Source organism: Mycobacterium sp. D16Q16 (assembly GCF_002013745.1).
In the GTDB taxonomy this organism is placed as follows: Bacteria; Actinomycetota; Actinomycetes; order Mycobacteriales; family Mycobacteriaceae; genus Mycobacterium.
On the sequence record NZ_MAEY01000026.1, the window covers coordinates 1 to 14911 of the forward strand.

The window sequence follows — 14911 nt, forward strand, 5'->3', positions numbered from 1 at the left end:
TACGACTTCGTCGCGCTCGGCGTCGGATCAGTCATCGGGAATTTCGGAGTCGCGCAGACAGAGGGACGCCCCCTCATCTCCCATAGAGAGGCATGAGGGACGTGAAACTCGTTACAGCGATAGTCAAACCGTTCACGCTCGAGGACATCAAGACCCAACTCGGACAAACCGGTAACCCCAGCATGACGGTCAGCGAGGTGCAGGGCTACGGCCGGCAGAAGGGCCACACCGAGGTGTACCGCGGCGCCGAATACTCGGTCGACTTCGTGCCGAAGGTCAAGATCGAGGTCCTTGTTGACGATGATGCTGTCGACAAGGTCGTCGAGGTCATCCTGACCGCCGCACGCACCGGCAAGATCGGCGACGGCAAGGTATGGGTGAGCCCGGTTGACTCGGTGGTGCGGGTGCGCACCGGCGAGCAGGGTGCCGACGCTCTCTGACATTCGCACAACACCGGATGATATTTGCGCTCAGTTGGTTTCGTTCCCCGGCCACTCTGCGCCCGTGCAGCTTCTATTGCGGATAGTCGTGCGGTCTGTCGTGTGAAGGCGGTCTCTACGCGCTAATGTCACCAAGGGTGGAGAGACATACCATCGTCTTTGGCAAAGACGCACTGGCGATCCGGATCGCGGAAGAGCTCTGGACCGCCGGTGTCGTCGTCGCCGCGTTGGACAGCGTCGGTGGTCTGGGCGAAGTGGAGATCGCGGCCGCCGCAGCGATCGTGTGTGCCGGGTCTGATGATGCCCAGAATCTCGAAATCGCCCTGCTGGCGCGACAACTCAACCCGACAGTGCGTGTGGTTATCCGTATGGTCAATGACGTACTTCGCGAGGCCGTCGCGGTGGACGGAGGACCGGGCGCGGTGCTCGGTGTCGCCGACCTGGCTGCTCCTTCGGTAGTCGAGGCCTGTCTGCGCCGCACTACTCACACCATCACAGCGGCCGGTACGGACTTCATCATTTCCGGAACCGATGCGCCGCGTGACGGTACGTTGCGCGAGTTGTACGGCGACCTGGCTCCGGTTGCCGTGGTGCACGGGCACGGCTCGTCCACTCCCGACCAAGTGGTGGCGTGCCCAGGACGGGATTTGCAGGTGCGCCGCGGCGACTGGACTGCCATGATCGGAACCGTCGACGAGCTCGCCGCCCAAGGCATGACGCCGGCATCAGGCACGATGTCGTCCGGGGGCCGGCGCTCTGGAGTGTCGCGGCTACTGCTCGGCATCCGTGCGTTCCGGGAGGACATGAACCCGATCTTCTTCCGCGCGCTGGGGATTGCGATGGCATTGTTGGCCGGGGCCACGGTGCTGCTGCGGTACACGTATCAGCGGCCCGGAATGAGTTACGTGGATGCGCTGTATTTTTCGACCGAAACAATCGCGACGGTGGGCTACGGGGACTTCAGCTTCGCCAACCAGCCGACCTGGTTGCGATTGTTCAGCATCTTCCTGATGTTCGCCGGGATTGCGACGACGGCGGTGGTCATGGCGTTCGTCGTGGACCTGCTGTTATCGCAGCGCATCGCCCAGAATTCGGGACGGCGTAAGGTCCGGAATCTCACCAACCATGTCATCGTGGTCGGCCTGGGGTCGTTCGGCATCCGGGTGGCGCAGGACCTGAAGGCCGCCGGGCACGACGTCGCCGTGATCGAACAGTCCGAGAACAACAGGTATCTGGCGACTGTCGCCGATCTGGGAATCCCCGTCATATTCGGCGACGCGACCCTGCCGCAGACATGGGATGCGGCGCAGATCGATGGGGCGCAGGCGGTTGCGGTGCTCACCCACGACGATATGGTCAATATCGAGACAGGCATCGTGTTGCGGAACCGGTTGGGCGCCAGATGGTCTGATGTCCCGGTGGTGTTGCGGATCTTCGACCGCAATCTCAGCACTGCGGTGGCTCAGCGGTTCGGGTTCGGTAACGTCCGCTCAACCGTCGATCTCGCGGCGCCGTGGTTCATCGGTGCCGCCATGGGGCTGCATGTGCTGAGCACGTTCTCGGTCGGTCAGCAATCCTTCACCGTCGGTGGGGTGTTCGTGGAAGACCGCAGCGAGCTGGACGGTATGCGGATGGCCGATTTATCGACGCGGACAAGGGTTGTAGCGATCAGCCGGAACGGTACGCCAATCCGGCTGCACCCGCGTCGAGACACCCGGCTGGCGGCCGGGGATACCGCCTACGTCGTCGGACCGTACCGGCAGCTGCTGGAGACACTCCGCATGGGGCGTGCGAGCAGTCAGGCAACACGGTTCACGTGAGCAGACATTCTTGATCGACCACGTCTACATTGCGGTGACAGACCCCACCCGTTCGCTCTTGTTCTATGCAACGACACTGAGACCCCTGGATTGGCGCGAGCCTGGAAACTAAGCGTCGGCAGGTGGGCCTGACAGCGTGCCCGACCGGCTTGTACATCGGAGTCGTCGCAGACAGCGAGGGCGAGCCGGCCGTGCGAACTTACTACGGTCGGGGCTATTACCCGGCCAACATCGGCGACGTCGACGGCAACCACCTGGAAATCGTCCATAAGAGCTTCAACCCGAGTCGTCGCTGACCCCGCAGCGCCCCAACTGACGTCAGTTGGGGCATGAAAACCACCTCGTACCTGGTCGGGCTGACAGGATTTGAACCTGCGACCACTTGACCCCCAGTCAAGTGCGCTACCAAGCTGCGCCACAGCCCGCCGCCGCTATGAGCAGCAGACGGAAGCCTACCGTAGGTCTGGCGAGATCCTGAACTCGGATTCCCCTCGGCGGTGCGCAGATCCTGAAATCACTTGTGTCACAACAAAAACATCCGCAACATTTGGCGGCCGATTGTCGGAGTGGCGCCCTATTATTCGAACATGAGTTCGACAGTGGATATCGATGCAGATGGAGCCCTCGCGGGGCTGGCCGCTGCTGTTGACGCGCTGTCCGAACTCGATGCGCGGGCTCTGACCCACTATGAACGACTAACCATTCTTCGCGAGGTCGAGAGGATCGTTCGGAGAATCCCCGCCACAACGCATGGAATCGTCAATGGGCTGGTGGCGGAGCATGTCCCGGGCCAGTTCGGTGGAACCAGTCTGGTGGATGTGCTCGCCGACACGCTGCGGATCACTCGTTCGGAGGCGCGTCGGCGCATTCGGGATGCCGCGGAGTTGGCCCCCACAGCATCTCTCAGTGGCGAACCGATCGAGCCGGTGCTCGCGGCGACCGCCGCGGCACAACAAGCGGGTACCGCGGGACATGACCACATTGCGGTCATCCGGCAGTTCTGGGATCGACTCCCCCATGCGGTGGATGCGGTAACGCGAGCGGCCGCCGAGAAGCAGCTCGCCGGGCTCACGGGAACACTCCGGCCGGACGAGCTGCGCCGGGCCGCAGAGCGCCTCCTGGCCTATCTGGATCCCGATGGCAGTCTTACCGGGGACGTTGACCGGGCCCGACGACGAGGGTTCCGGATGGGGCGTCAAGGTGCGGATCTCATGACGCCCGGGGCATTCGACCTGGATCCCGAACTGCGTTCCTACCTCGACGCGATCTTCGCCAAGTACGCAGCACCCGGCGTATGCAACTCCGAAGGCGAAACACCTTGCATAGATGGCAATCCCGATGCCGAAGCAGTGCGACGCGATGCCCGATCGGTCGCCCAGCGGCAACACGACGCGCTTAAGGCGGTGTGTCGGTCTGTGTTGTCATCGGGCGAGCTGGGCCGCCACCGCGGGCTGCCGGTGACGACGGTCATCACGACAACACTGCGGGAACTCGAAGCGGGGGCGGGCCACGCCGTAGGCGGCGAAGGGTCACTGCTGCCGATCACAGATCTCATCCGGATGGCCGGTCACGCCCATCACTACCTGGCCATCTTCGACGACGACGGGCGCGCTCTGCATCTGGGCCGGGCGAAACGGATTGCCAGCGAGGACCAGCGAATCGTGTTGACCGCCAAGGACCGTGGCTGCACCTACCCAGGATGTGACCGGTCGGCGTATCACTGCCAGGTGCACCACATGGACGAGTGGGCCTACGGCGGCAAGACCGACGTGGACGCACTCACCCTCAGCTGCGAGGGACATCACAAGCTTCTGGGGCCCAAGGATCACCACTGGCGGGCCATCCGCGGTCCAGACGGCCGTACGTGGTGGATTCCACCGGTACATGTTGATCCGGCGCGCGTCCCGCGGATCAATTGGTTCCACCACCCCGACGGCTACTTACGGGAGTAGAACGACATCGGCCCCGCCGGGGGTTAACCCGACGGGGCCGATGGGGCCAAGAGGCTTACATCAAGCTGCTTGCTTAAGCCGGCGTGATTACTCCGGGATGGTCAGAACCTGACCCGGCTGAATCAGATCGGGGTTGGCAACCCCGCTCGCGTCGGCAATCTTCTGGTACTGGTTGCCGTCACCGTAGAAACGCTCGGCGATGGCCCACAGGGTGTCTCCCGACACGACGGTGTAGGTGCGGGGCTCCGGGGCAGGAGCAGGCTCCTCCACGGCTGCAGGAGCAACCTCAACGGACTCGGTGGCCGGTGCGACCGGGGTGTCGGTCTGAGTGCCCGAAGACCAGACGGAATCCGCGCCTGCGTAAAGCACCAGGTTGCGGTCGTCCTGCAGAACCAGCTTCACGTCGGAGCGACCCTCGGTGTTGCTGCTCCACAGCGCGCCACCACCGTTGTCGTAGACGACGAAGTTGCCGTCGCCCTGCACCTCTGCGTGGCCAGCGGTGTGTCCGCTGGTGTCCGAGGCCCAAACGGGGCTGCCGCCGTCAGTCAGAACCAGGTTGCCGTCATCCTGCAGAGTCAGCGTGTACGCGCCGTTGTTCGAGGTGAGGCTCTGTCCCGAATCCAGCTTCTGACCCTGGGTGAGTGTGTCCGCCACTGTGTTGCGCCTTTCGTAGGTGGTTTTGCTACCGCCGCAGGATGGTAGACGGTCAAACCAGCCTAGGTCGGCAAACCGAAAAAGTGGGCGATTCCGATCGGGTAGATCTCAACACGAGCGCGAATATTCGGTGAACGGAGCCTGAGAAGGCAATGTGCATGAGGTCTTTTAGCTTGCGCCCGTTGCTATCTCATCGGCAGCTAGCGCTTGGGTCCGCGCTTCTCGCGCATCCGAACATTCACCCTGATGGGAGTGCCTTCGAAGCCGAAGCTTTCGCGCAGTCTGCGCTCAAGGAATCGGCGGTACCCCGCCTCGAGGAAACCGGTGGTGAAGAGCACGAAGGTCGGTGGCCGTGACGTGGCCTGCGTGATGAACAACACGCGCGGCTGCTTCCCGCCGCGCACCGGAGGCGGCGTCGCGGCAACCACTTCCTTGACCCAGGTATTGAGCTGACCGGTGGAAATTCGCGAATCCCAGGAGCGCAGCGCAGACTCCAGCGCGGGCACCAATTTCTGGAGTGCCCGGCCGCTCTTCGCCGAAATGTTCACGCGTTGCGCCCAGCTGAGCTGCGAAAGCTGAAGGTCTACTTCACGTTCAAGGAGGTCGTGACGATCCTCGTCCACCAGATCCCATTTATTGAACGCGAGTACCAATGCGCGCCCGGACTCGACCACCATGGACAGCACTCGCTGGTCCTGTTCGGTGATGGGCTGGGATGCGTCCAGGAGCACGATCGCGACCTCGGCGGCCTCGATGGCCCCATGGGTGCGCAGCGAGGCGTAGTACTCATGACCGGAGGCCTGTCCGACCTTGCGGCGCAGACCGGCCGTATCGACGAAACGCCAAGTCTTGCCGTCGAGTTCGATCAAGGTGTCCACGGGGTCAACGGTCGTTCCGGCGGTATCGTGCACCACCGACCGCTGGTCCCCCGAGAGCTTATTCAGCAGAGAGCTCTTGCCCACGTTGGGTTTTCCGACGAGAGCCACGCGTCGCGGGCCACCCTCCCCCGATCCGCGTGCGGACACCTGAGGCAGGTCCGCGACCACGCGGTCGAGCAGATCCGCGACCCCACGCCCGTGCATAGCGCTGATGGGAAAGGGCTCACCCAATCCCAGAGACCACAGCGTTGCCGCGTCGGCCTCGGCCCGGTCGCTATCAACCTTGTTGGCGGCCAGGAAAACTGGCTTACCCGAGCGGCGCAGCAGCTTCGCCGCGTCTTCGTCTGTTGAGGTTGCACCGACCGTGGCGTCGACCACCAGGATGATGAGATCCGCGGTCGCCATCGCGTGCCGCGCCTGTTCTGCTACGAGCTGTTGCAGGCCGGAGGCATCGGCCTCCCACCCACCGGTGTCTTGCACGGTGAATCGGCGATCCATCCATTCGGCGGGATACGAGACACGGTCCCTGGTCACCCCGGGTATGTCTTGGACAACCGCTTCGCGCCGCCCGATGATCCGGTTCACCAATGTCGACTTGCCGACATTGGGGCGGCCGACCACCGCCACCACGGCGGGCGGGGCACTCGGTTCCTCGGCCGCCTCGTCTTCGGCGAATTCGTCGAGTTCCCACTCGCTTTCATCGACCCATGTGCCGTCGGTCATCGGGATGCCCCTGCCTTTGTTCGCACCAAGTCCAGCAGGTGGGCCACGACCTGGTCCTGTGTCATATCGCTGGTGTCGATCTCCACCGCGTCCTCGGCCGGACGCAATGGCGACACCGCTCGTGTCGAGTCCAAATGATCGCGGCGCTGCACGTCGGCGAGCACGCGCTCGTACTCGTCGGCTCCGCCGCCGGAAACGTTCTGCGCATTACGGCGCTGAGCCCGGGCCTGTGCCGATGCGGTGAGATAGATCTTTACGTCGGCATCGGGGAGCACGACGGTACCGATATCGCGGCCCTCTACCACCACCGCGCCACCACTGCCCTCGGCCAGCTCGCGCTGCCGCCGCACTAGCCGCTCGCGTACTGCCGGTACCGCAGACACCGCGGAGACCGCGCCGGTCACCTCGGTTCCCCGGATGGGAGTTGAAACATCTTCTCCCGCCAGCAGAGCTGTCTGCGCATCGGGATCGGATCCCACCGACATGGGAACCTGTTCGGTGGCAGCGGAGATGGCTGCGGGATCGTCGAGGTCGATACCGGCGCGCAGCACCCAGAGCGTCACGATCCGGTACATGGCCCCGGTGTCCAGATATGCGGCGCCGAGCTGCCGGGCCAATTCCTTGGCCACCGAAGATTTTCCGGTGCCGGACGGGCCGTCGATGGCGACCACGACGCGCGTCACAAGCCCACCGCCTTGTACAGCGAGCCGATCTCGTCGCGGCCCAGAGCGCGCAGGCTCCCGGGACGTTGATTGCCCAGCACCACATCGCCGATCTTGGTGCGCACCAGCTCCAACACCGGATGACCCACGGCGTCGAGCATCCGCCGCACGATGCGATTGCGTCCCTCATGCAGGGTCAGCTGGATCATGGTCTGGCCGTCCACGGTGCCGAGGAACTTGAAATCGTCAATCTTCGCCGGTCCGTCGGCGAGCTCCACGCCATCACGCAGCTGTCTGCCGAGGCCACGCGGCACCGTGCCTGCCACCGTGGCGATATACGTCTTGGGCACCTCGTAGGAGGGGTGCATAAGACGGTGAGTCAGCTCTCCGTCATTGGTGAGCAGGATCAGCCCGACGGTCTCGGCGTCGAGGCGCCCCACATTGCGGACGCCCTGATTGCTTCGCACCCGCTCCTCGATCAGCTTCCCGATGCAGGGGCGACCCCGGTCGTCCGACATGGTCGACAGCATGCCGTAGGGCTTGTTGAGCGCCAGGTACACCAGCTCGGAGTTCATGATCACGCGTGCGCCGTCGACACGAACCACGTTGACCGCCGGATCGATTCGCCTGCCCTGTTCGGTCACGATCTGACCGTCCACTTCGACGCGACCCTCATAGATCATCCGCTCGGCTACCCGGCGTGACGCAATTCCCGCTTGCGACAACACCTTCTGGAGTCGAATTCCCTCTTCGCTCATTTCAGTCCTGATCAACAGTAAAGGCGGGTGCGGCGCCGTCAGCGGGCGTCCGGTCGAGCCGCGCGAACCGCGGCTCGTCGCCGAGGTTTTCGGATAGGTCGTCGATCACGTCGATATCGGGAAGAAGCGGTGCGATATCGGGAAGGTCCGTCAATGAGGTCAGCCCGAGCCGCTCCAGGAACAGCTCGGTGGTGCGGAACATCACAGCGCCGGATTCATCATCGGTGCCGGATTCGGCGATCAACCCGCGCATCAGCAGCGTCCGCATCACGGCATCGACGTTCACGCCGCGGACGGCACTGACGCGGGATCTGGTCACCGGCTGTCGATAGGCCACCACGGCAAGGGTCTCGAGTGCGGCACGGGTCAGCTTGGAACGTGCACCGTCCAGCAGCAGCTTCTCGACGTAGGGGGCGTACTGGGCACGGGTGTACATACGCCAGCCGTCCACGGTCTCACGAAGGTCTATTCCGCTGGCGCGATCGGTCAGGATCTCGGAAATCCGTTGCAGCGCTTCGGCTACGCGGTCCAGTGGCTGGGCGACGACCGCTGCCACCGCCGAGGCACTGATGGGTGTGTCCACCACCAGCAAGAGGGCTTCGAGAGTGCTGATGAGTTCCTCATCGGCCATCGGGACGAATTCGTCCGCACCCGATTCGGCGTCGCCAGAGGCTTCCGAGTCGGATTCCAGGGCGCTGATCTCGGTGTCGACGGGGGCGTCGAGATCAGTGGACTCCCGCGACCCCTCGACAGGGATCGTCTGCTCACTCATGCGTAGTCCACTGCCTTTTCTAGATCATCCTGCGCCGGGCGCTCACCGGTCCATGAAACTTGGAGCGGTCCAAGCGGTTCGGATTGCTCGAATAGTACCGCCTTGGAGCGGTAGAGCTCGAGGACGCCCAGGAAGCGGGCCACGATCTCGATCGGTGCCGCGCATTCGGCGACCAGCTCCGTGAACGTCATCCACTGTCCGGCGCCCCGCGCGGACAGCAGTTCGACCATCCGTTTGGCGTGCTCAGGCACCGAAACCCGGGGAATATGCAGATGGCTCAGACCCACCGTCGGCACCGGCCGGGGGGTGAACGCACCGGCGGCAAGCTGGGCGAATTGCTCCCCATCGAGCCCGAGGTGGACCGGCGGAAGCAGCTCGCTGAACCGCTCCTCCAACGCCACCGCGCGCGGGTACGAGCGCAGCGCCGCAGCCTCCAGTTCGGCGAACATCTCCGCCACATGCTTGAACGCCCGGTATTGCAGCAGCCGCGCGAACAGCAGGTCACGAATTTCCAGCAGGGCCAGGTCGTCGGAGTCGTCCACCTGGCCCGAGGGCAGCAACCGCGCCGCCTTCAGGTCCAGCAGGGTGGCCGCCACGACCAAGAAGGCGGTGACCTCGTCCAGGCTGTAGGTGTCGCCCAACGTCTTGGTGTAAGCGATGAACTCATCGGTCACCTGATGTAACGCGACCTCGGTGACGTCGAGCCGATGCTGCGAAATGAGCTGCAGCAGAAGGTCGAACGGACCCTCGAAGTTTGTGAGATGAATCCGGAAGCCGTGCGTATCGGCGGCCTTCGGTTCCGGTTCCAGCGCAGCGGAGTCGGAGACTGAGGGCTCCATGGAAGTCGCGACCGGATCAGACATAGTCAGCGCTTCCGGTACCTCAACCGTCACGATTCGAACCGGTCGATTACCTCGCGAGCCAACGAGATGTACGCCTGGGCACCGGAGGATTTGGGTGCCCACGTCGTGATGGGCTCCCCCGCCACGCTGGTTTCCGGGAAGCGGACCGTGCGGGTGATGACGGTGTGGAAGACCTGGTCACCGAATACCTCGATGACCCGGGCCATCACCTCACGCGCGTGCAGGGTGCGGGCGTCAAACATGGTGATGACGATTCCGGACACCGACAGCTTGGGGTTGAGCCGATCGCGCACCTTGGCCACGGTGTCGGTGAGCAACGCCAGCCCGCGCAGCGAGAAGAACGCGCATTCCATCGGGATGACGACGCCCTCGGAGCACGCCAACGCGTTCACGGTCAGCAGACCGAGCGACGGCTGGCAGTCGATGAGCACGTAGTCGTAGCGGTCGAGTACCGGGTGCAGCGCGCGGGCCAGCGAGTGTTCCCGGCCCACCTCGTTGACCAGCTGAATCTCGGCCGCAGACAGGTCGATGTTGCTGGGGATCAGGTCGAGTCCCTCGACGCGAGTACGCATGAGGACGTCGTCCACCGATACGCGGGGCTCGACCAGCAGGTTGTGCACCGTGGTTTCGAGTTCGTGGTGGGCGATTCCCAGGCCGGCCGACAAAGCGCCCTGCGGGTCCAGGTCGACGAGCAGCACCCGTCGGCCGTACCCAGCCAGCGCGGCACCCAGATTGATGGTCGACGTGGTCTTACCCACCCCGCCCTTCTGGTTGCACATCGCGATGACCTTGGCCGGCCCATGGCTGGTCAGCGGCTTTGGTTCGGGGATGTCTTGGTGAGGACGACCGGTGAGGTCAAGGTCGCCGTCGCCGGCGGGGAAGTCAGCGTCGAGACTGCCGTCCGTCACGTCACCTCCCGGTCATCTGCTTGACCCTCTTCGCGCACCCGGCTCATCGAAGGCATTCGGGCAAGTCTAGTGGGGTTACGCCTCTCGGTAGCGGCAACCCGCGCATGTGGCGACTACTAACGGGCCCGGGGATGCGCACCAGCCCACACTTCACGCAGCGAACTGACGGTGACCAGCGTGTAAATCTGTGTCGTCGTCACCGAGGCGTGGCCGAGTAATTCCTGCACGACGCGAACATCGGCACCACCTTCCAAGAGGTGCGTTGCAAACGAATGTCGCAGCGTGTGCGGGGACACCGCGGCACTGATCTTGGCCCGCTCGGCAGCGTCGGCGAGCACCTGCCAGGCGCTTTGGCGTGACAATCGCCCACCCCGTGAGTTCAGGAACAGCGCGGGCACGCCACCGCGTCCTCGTCGCGCCAGATCCGGACGGCCGCGTACGAGATAGGCCTGAAGCGCTTCCACCGCGGGGCGCCCCACGGGCACCAGCCGCTGCTTGCCGCCCTTGCCCCAGAGCAGGGCTGAGCGGGCCTGGACGTCGACATCGTCGACATCGAGCCCCACGGCCTCGGAAATGCGTGCCCCGGTCGAATACAGCAGTTCCAGGAGCGCGCGGTTGCGAAGATCGAGCGGGCCGTCCGTGGCACCTCCGCCCGCCGCGGCCAACAGGGCCTCTACTTGGTCGATCGTCAGGCTCTTGGGCAGCCGCCGATTGGGGGTCGGCGGCTTGACGGCGCGAGCGACATCGGTCGGGGCCAGCCCTTCGAGGGCTGCGAACCGGTGCAGTCCACGCACGGCGATCAGCGCGCGGGCGGCCGAGGACGCGGACAGCTCCGGCACGCCATTGTCGGGGTCGCCCCGGCGCAACGTGACCACGAAATCGCTCACATCGGATTCGGACACGTCGGCGAGGCGGTCGATCTTGCGGTCGGCGAGATGCTGCCGATAGCGGCGCAGGTCGCGACGGTATGAGCTCAGTGTGTTGGCGGCGACGCCGCGTTCCACGTCGAGGTGATCCAGATAAGACTGGATCTCACCGTCCAGGAGCCGGACCGCCACCGTCACATTCGGGCCTTACGTTGCGCGAAGGCCGTGGGCCGATCCGGCCAGGGGGCGTCCGAAGCGCGTGTGTGATGACCGGCGAGGGCCACATGCGCGGCCAGAATGCCCGCCGCGGCAATGGCATTCACGATCTCACCGGCAAGCACCATGGACACCGCCTCAGCCAACGGCACCCAGTGCACCGTCATATCGGCCTCTTCGTCATGACTTTCGCCGCGGCCCGGATGCGACAGTCCGGTGGCCAGAAAGACCCTGACCACCTCGTCGGTGAACCCGGGTGAGGCGGCGGCGTCCACGAGTACCCGCCAGGTGGTGGCCTCGACGCCGGCCTCTTCCTGCAGTTCACGTGCGGCCGCCAGTTGGGTGTCCTCCCCCGCGATATCCAGCAGGCCGGCGGGCAGTTCCCAGAGCCGGTGCCCGAGCGGATGGCGGTACTGATGCACCAGCGCGACCCGTCCGACCTCGTCGACGGCGGCGACGGCCACCGCCCCGTAATGCTCGACTACCTCGCGGATCGCGCTGCCGCCGCCGGGCATCGCGACACGATCGCGGCGCAACGCCAGAATGCCGCCCATGTACACGGGCTCGGACTCCAGGGTGAGGAACTCATGGCGTTCTCCCTCCCCGGGAGTCCCGCTACTCACTGTCAGGGTCCAGCGGAAGGCGCTCGGCCGCTTTGTATTCCATCGCAGCGCGGATGAACGCGACGAACAGCGGATGTGGACGAGTGGGGCGGCTCTTGAGCTCGGGATGGGCCTGGGTGGCCACCGCGAACGGGTGCACATCCCTCGGATACTCCACGAACTCCACCAGGTGCCCGTCGGGCGACGTCCCGGAGAACCGCAGGCCGCTCTCGGCGATCTTGTCGCGGTAGGGGTTGTTCACCTCATACCGATGCCGGTGTCGTTCGGACACGTCGGTCGTTCCGTACGCCTCGGCAACGATGGAGTCGGCTTCCAGAACGGCCGGATAGGCACCGAGGCGCATCGTTCCGCCCAGGTCTGCCTCACCGGCGACCGCCCGCACCTGATCTGCCATGGTGGCGATCACCGGGCTCGGGGTGTTCGGATCGAATTCCGCGGAGTTGGCATCGGCGAGACCGGCCGAGCGCGCCGCCTCGATCACCATGCACTGCAGTCCGAGGCACAGGCCGAGCATCGGGATGCGCCGCTTACGTGCGTAGGAGATGGCGCCCAGCTTGCCCTCGATGCCCCGGATGCCGAAGCCGCCGGGGATCAGCACCCCGTCGACATCACCGAGCGCGGACTGCGCGCCGGCCTCTGTCTCACAATCGTCGGAGGGCACCCATTTGATGTCCACCTTTGTGCGGTGCCGGAACCCGCCGGCACGCAGTGCCTCGGTGACCGACAGATAGGCATCAGGCAGATCGATGTACTTGCCCACCAAGGCGATTCGCACCGACTCACTGGGCTCGTGCACGCGTTGCAGCAGATCGCCCCACTCTGTCCAATCGACATCGCGGAAGGGCAGATTGAGCCGGCGCACCACATACGCGTCGAGCTCCTCGCGATGCAGAACCTTCGGGATGTCGTAGATGGACGGGGCGTCCGGCGTGGAGATCACGCCGTCGACATCGACGTCGCACATGAGCGCGATCTTGTTCTTGAGTGGCTCGGGCACCTCCCGATCACAGCGCAGGATCAGCGCATCGGGGGTGATACCGATGCTGCGCAGCGCGGCGACCGAGTGTTGCGTCGGCTTGGTCTTGAGCTCACCGGACGGCTTGAGGTACGGCACCAGGGAGACGTGCAGAAAGAAGACGTTGTCACGGCCGACGTCATGCCGGATCTGGCGCGCTGCCTCCAGGAACGGCTGCGATTCGATATCGCCGACGGTGCCGCCGATCTCGGTGATGACCACGTCGGGCCGCTTGCCATTGGCGTCGGGCTCGGCCATCGCCAGGATGCGGCTCTTGATTTCATCGGTGATGTGCGGGATCACCTGCACGGTGTCACCGAGGTACTCACCGCGGCGCTCCTTGGCGATGACAGACGAATAGACCTGTCCCGTCGTGACATTCGCCGATCCCGACAGGTCGCGGTCCAGGAAGCGCTCGTAATGCCCGACATCGAGATCGGTCTCGGCCCCGTCCTCGGTCACGAAGACCTCGCCATGCTGGAACGGGTTCATGGTGCCCGGATCCACATTGAGGTACGGGTCGAGCTTCTGCATGGTCACGTGCAAACCGCGTGACGTGAGCAGTTGCCCGAGGCTCGAGGCGGTCAGTCCCTTGCCCAGCGAGGAGGCAACTCCGCCGCTGACGAAGAGGTGCCGAGTGGCGGATTGAGGATGCTTGCGTAGACCTGGCAAGAAGGCTCCCGTGACGACTGCGCAGGGCAATTCTGACTGGCTCGGGGCCCTGCTGACCCACGGAACCTCACCCTAACAAAGACACCGACAACAGGCGCCGAACACGCCGCGCGGTGTGGCCTAGATCCCCTTTTTGTGGCCGTCTAGGGCACCGTGATGGAGGTAGCTCCGGGACCAAGTCCGTACCGGCCCGAGTGGCCGTCAGACTGTTCCCGCAGCGCCAGGACGGTGGTGATGCGGCCCGAGGCCATCTCCACGTCGTCGACGGTGCTCGCCGCCGAGGCCATGGAACCGTCAGCCCGGGTCACCGCGATCGATGCGATGCCATTGGCCGATCCGCTGCGGCCGACGAGGACGGTGCCGGAGCCGCGCCGATCCAGCGCGGCAGCGAATCGCGCCACGCTGGACCCCTTGTTCCCGGCATCGTCGGGTAGTGCTCCCCCGGTCACGATCACCGCGAGGTTCCCCGCCGACACCTGTCCGTCGGTGTAGGTGATGAATCCGCTCTGACGCAGCGCCGACAATGCGATGTCACGCTGCTCGTCGGTCACCGGCGGTGCCGGTTCCTCCGGTTTGTGCGGGGCAATCTGTAGCACGATGCCGACCAGGTCACCGGCCTGCGATCCCTGGTCGACGACATCGGTGCGCAGCTGGGTCCCGGCGGGCAGGATCGATGAGTTCACGATGGTGCGCAGCCGCTCACCTTGATTGGCGTCGGTGAACTGGTCGGTCAGCCCGACTCGGCCCGATACCGATCCGCCGGCGGTGGATATCAGCTGGGCGATCCCGTCGACATCGGAACGGTCTGCCTCCGGGGTGGTGAACAACACCACCTTTCGATCGCTCAGGACATCCTTGACCATTCGAGGCGCCATGGTGGCATCGAAATTGCTTGCGGCGTTGAGCTTCTCGTTGAGAGCGTTCTTGTCCTGATTGAGGTCTTCGATCTGCCGCTGCTGGGTGCGCTTGTCGTCGCGTAGACCCGACAGGAGCGTGTCGTTGAGCAAGCCGGAACCGAGTATGACGCCGACCGCCAGGGCGAGGAAGACCGCAGCGAGGGATATTGCGTGCTGGCGCAGAGTGATCACG

General features: G+C 64.8%; 14 protein-coding genes and 1 tRNA gene. 3 read left to right on the plus strand and 12 right to left on the minus strand.

Annotation, left to right across the window (positions count from 1 at the left end; translation table 11 throughout):
* The first annotated feature begins 101 nt into the window (after positions 1 to 101).
* Both B4394_RS22225 and B4394_RS22230 read left to right on the plus strand, forming a co-directional pair.
* Positions 102 to 440, plus strand: coding sequence for a P-II family nitrogen regulator (locus tag B4394_RS22225; RefSeq protein WP_078316358.1), 339 nt, complete (start codon positions 102 to 104; stop codon positions 438 to 440).
* A 125-nt stretch (positions 441 to 565) separates the two neighbouring features.
* Positions 566 to 2260, plus strand: coding sequence for a potassium channel family protein (locus B4394_RS22230; RefSeq protein ID WP_078316303.1), 1695 nt, complete (start codon positions 566 to 568; stop codon positions 2258 to 2260).
* Positions 2261 to 2608: 348 nt separating this feature from the next.
* On the opposite strand, the gene B4394_RS22235 is transcribed toward B4394_RS22230, so the two are convergent.
* Positions 2609 to 2685, minus strand: a tRNA-Pro gene (locus B4394_RS22235).
* A gap of 162 nt (positions 2686 to 2847) precedes the next feature.
* Here B4394_RS22235 and B4394_RS22240 point away from each other — a divergent pair.
* Complete coding sequence (locus tag B4394_RS22240) at positions 2848 to 4212, plus strand: HNH endonuclease signature motif containing protein (protein WP_078316359.1); 1365 nt, start codon at positions 2848 to 2850, stop codon at positions 4210 to 4212.
* Positions 4213 to 4299: 87 nt separating this feature from the next.
* Here the strand turns inward: B4394_RS22240 and B4394_RS22245 are convergent, their stop codons facing one another.
* From B4394_RS22245 to B4394_RS22295, 11 genes are all read right to left on the minus strand, one after another.
* Positions 4300 to 4866 (minus strand): LysM peptidoglycan-binding domain-containing protein, encoded by a 567-nt coding sequence (locus B4394_RS22245; RefSeq protein ID WP_078312345.1) that lies wholly within the window; start codon positions 4864 to 4866, stop codon positions 4300 to 4302.
* Between the two features lie 200 nt (positions 4867 to 5066).
* Positions 5067 to 6467 (minus strand): ribosome biogenesis GTPase Der, encoded by a 1401-nt coding sequence (gene der, locus B4394_RS22250; protein WP_078312344.1) that lies wholly within the window; start codon positions 6465 to 6467, stop codon positions 5067 to 5069.
* Entirely contained in the window at positions 6464 to 7138 is a 675-nt protein-coding gene (cmk, locus tag B4394_RS22255; RefSeq protein ID WP_078316360.1) for a (d)CMP kinase, read from the minus strand. Before cmk ends, der begins: the two co-directional genes overlap by 4 nt.
* Before the next feature lie 8 nt (positions 7139 to 7146).
* A complete protein-coding gene (locus tag B4394_RS22260; RefSeq protein WP_078293940.1) occupies positions 7147 to 7887 on the minus strand; it encodes a pseudouridine synthase in 741 nt (246 codons plus the stop codon).
* Between the two features lies 1 nt (position 7888).
* Complete coding sequence (scpB, locus tag B4394_RS22265; RefSeq protein ID WP_078312342.1) at positions 7889 to 8659, minus strand: SMC-Scp complex subunit ScpB; 771 nt, start codon at positions 8657 to 8659, stop codon at positions 7889 to 7891.
* Positions 8656 to 9522, minus strand: a complete 867-nt coding sequence (locus tag B4394_RS22270; RefSeq protein WP_139360379.1) for a segregation and condensation protein A — start codon at positions 9520 to 9522, stop codon at positions 8656 to 8658. Before B4394_RS22270 ends, scpB begins: the two co-directional genes overlap by 4 nt.
* 26 nt (positions 9523 to 9548) lie before the next feature.
* On the minus strand, positions 9549 to 10430 hold the full coding sequence (locus B4394_RS22275; protein ID WP_078312340.1) for a ParA family protein: 882 nt from the start codon (positions 10428 to 10430) through the stop codon (positions 9549 to 9551).
* Between the two features lie 116 nt (positions 10431 to 10546).
* Positions 10547 to 11494, minus strand: coding sequence for a site-specific tyrosine recombinase XerD (xerD, locus tag B4394_RS22280; protein WP_078312339.1), 948 nt, complete (start codon positions 11492 to 11494; stop codon positions 10547 to 10549).
* On the minus strand, positions 11491 to 12135 hold the full coding sequence (locus B4394_RS22285) for an NUDIX domain-containing protein (protein ID WP_078312338.1): 645 nt from the start codon (positions 12133 to 12135) through the stop codon (positions 11491 to 11493). The genes xerD and B4394_RS22285 overlap by 4 nt, the downstream gene beginning before the upstream one ends.
* Positions 12128 to 13822, minus strand: a complete 1695-nt coding sequence (pyrG, locus tag B4394_RS22290; RefSeq protein ID WP_078312337.1) for a CTP synthase — start codon at positions 13820 to 13822, stop codon at positions 12128 to 12130. The genes B4394_RS22285 and pyrG overlap by 8 nt, the downstream gene beginning before the upstream one ends.
* A gap of 143 nt (positions 13823 to 13965) precedes the next feature.
* Positions 13966 to 14910, minus strand: coding sequence for a copper transporter (locus tag B4394_RS22295; protein ID WP_078312336.1), 945 nt, complete (start codon positions 14908 to 14910; stop codon positions 13966 to 13968).
* Position 14911 lies beyond the last annotated feature (1 nt).

Excerpts from the sequence above, each read along its gene's own strand:
- B4394_RS22230 (WP_078316303.1), top strand. The coding sequence starts at position 566 with ATGTCACCAAGGGTGGAGAGACATACCATCGTCTTTGGCAAAGACGCA.
- B4394_RS22240 (WP_078316359.1), top strand. The coding sequence starts at position 2,848 with ATGAGTTCGACAGTGGATATCGATGCAGATGGAGCCCTCGCGGGGCTG.
- der (WP_078312344.1), bottom strand. The coding sequence starts at position 6,467 with ATGACCGACGGCACATGGGTCGATGAAAGCGAGTGGGAACTCGACGAA.
- B4394_RS22260 (WP_078293940.1), bottom strand. The coding sequence starts at position 7,887 with ATGAGCGAAGAGGGAATTCGACTCCAGAAGGTGTTGTCGCAAGCGGGA.
- scpB (WP_078312342.1), bottom strand. The coding sequence starts at position 8,659 with ATGAGTGAGCAGACGATCCCTGTCGAGGGGTCGCGGGAGTCCACTGAT.
- B4394_RS22270 (WP_139360379.1), bottom strand. The coding sequence starts at position 9,522 with ATGTCTGATCCGGTCGCGACTTCCATGGAGCCCTCAGTCTCCGACTCC.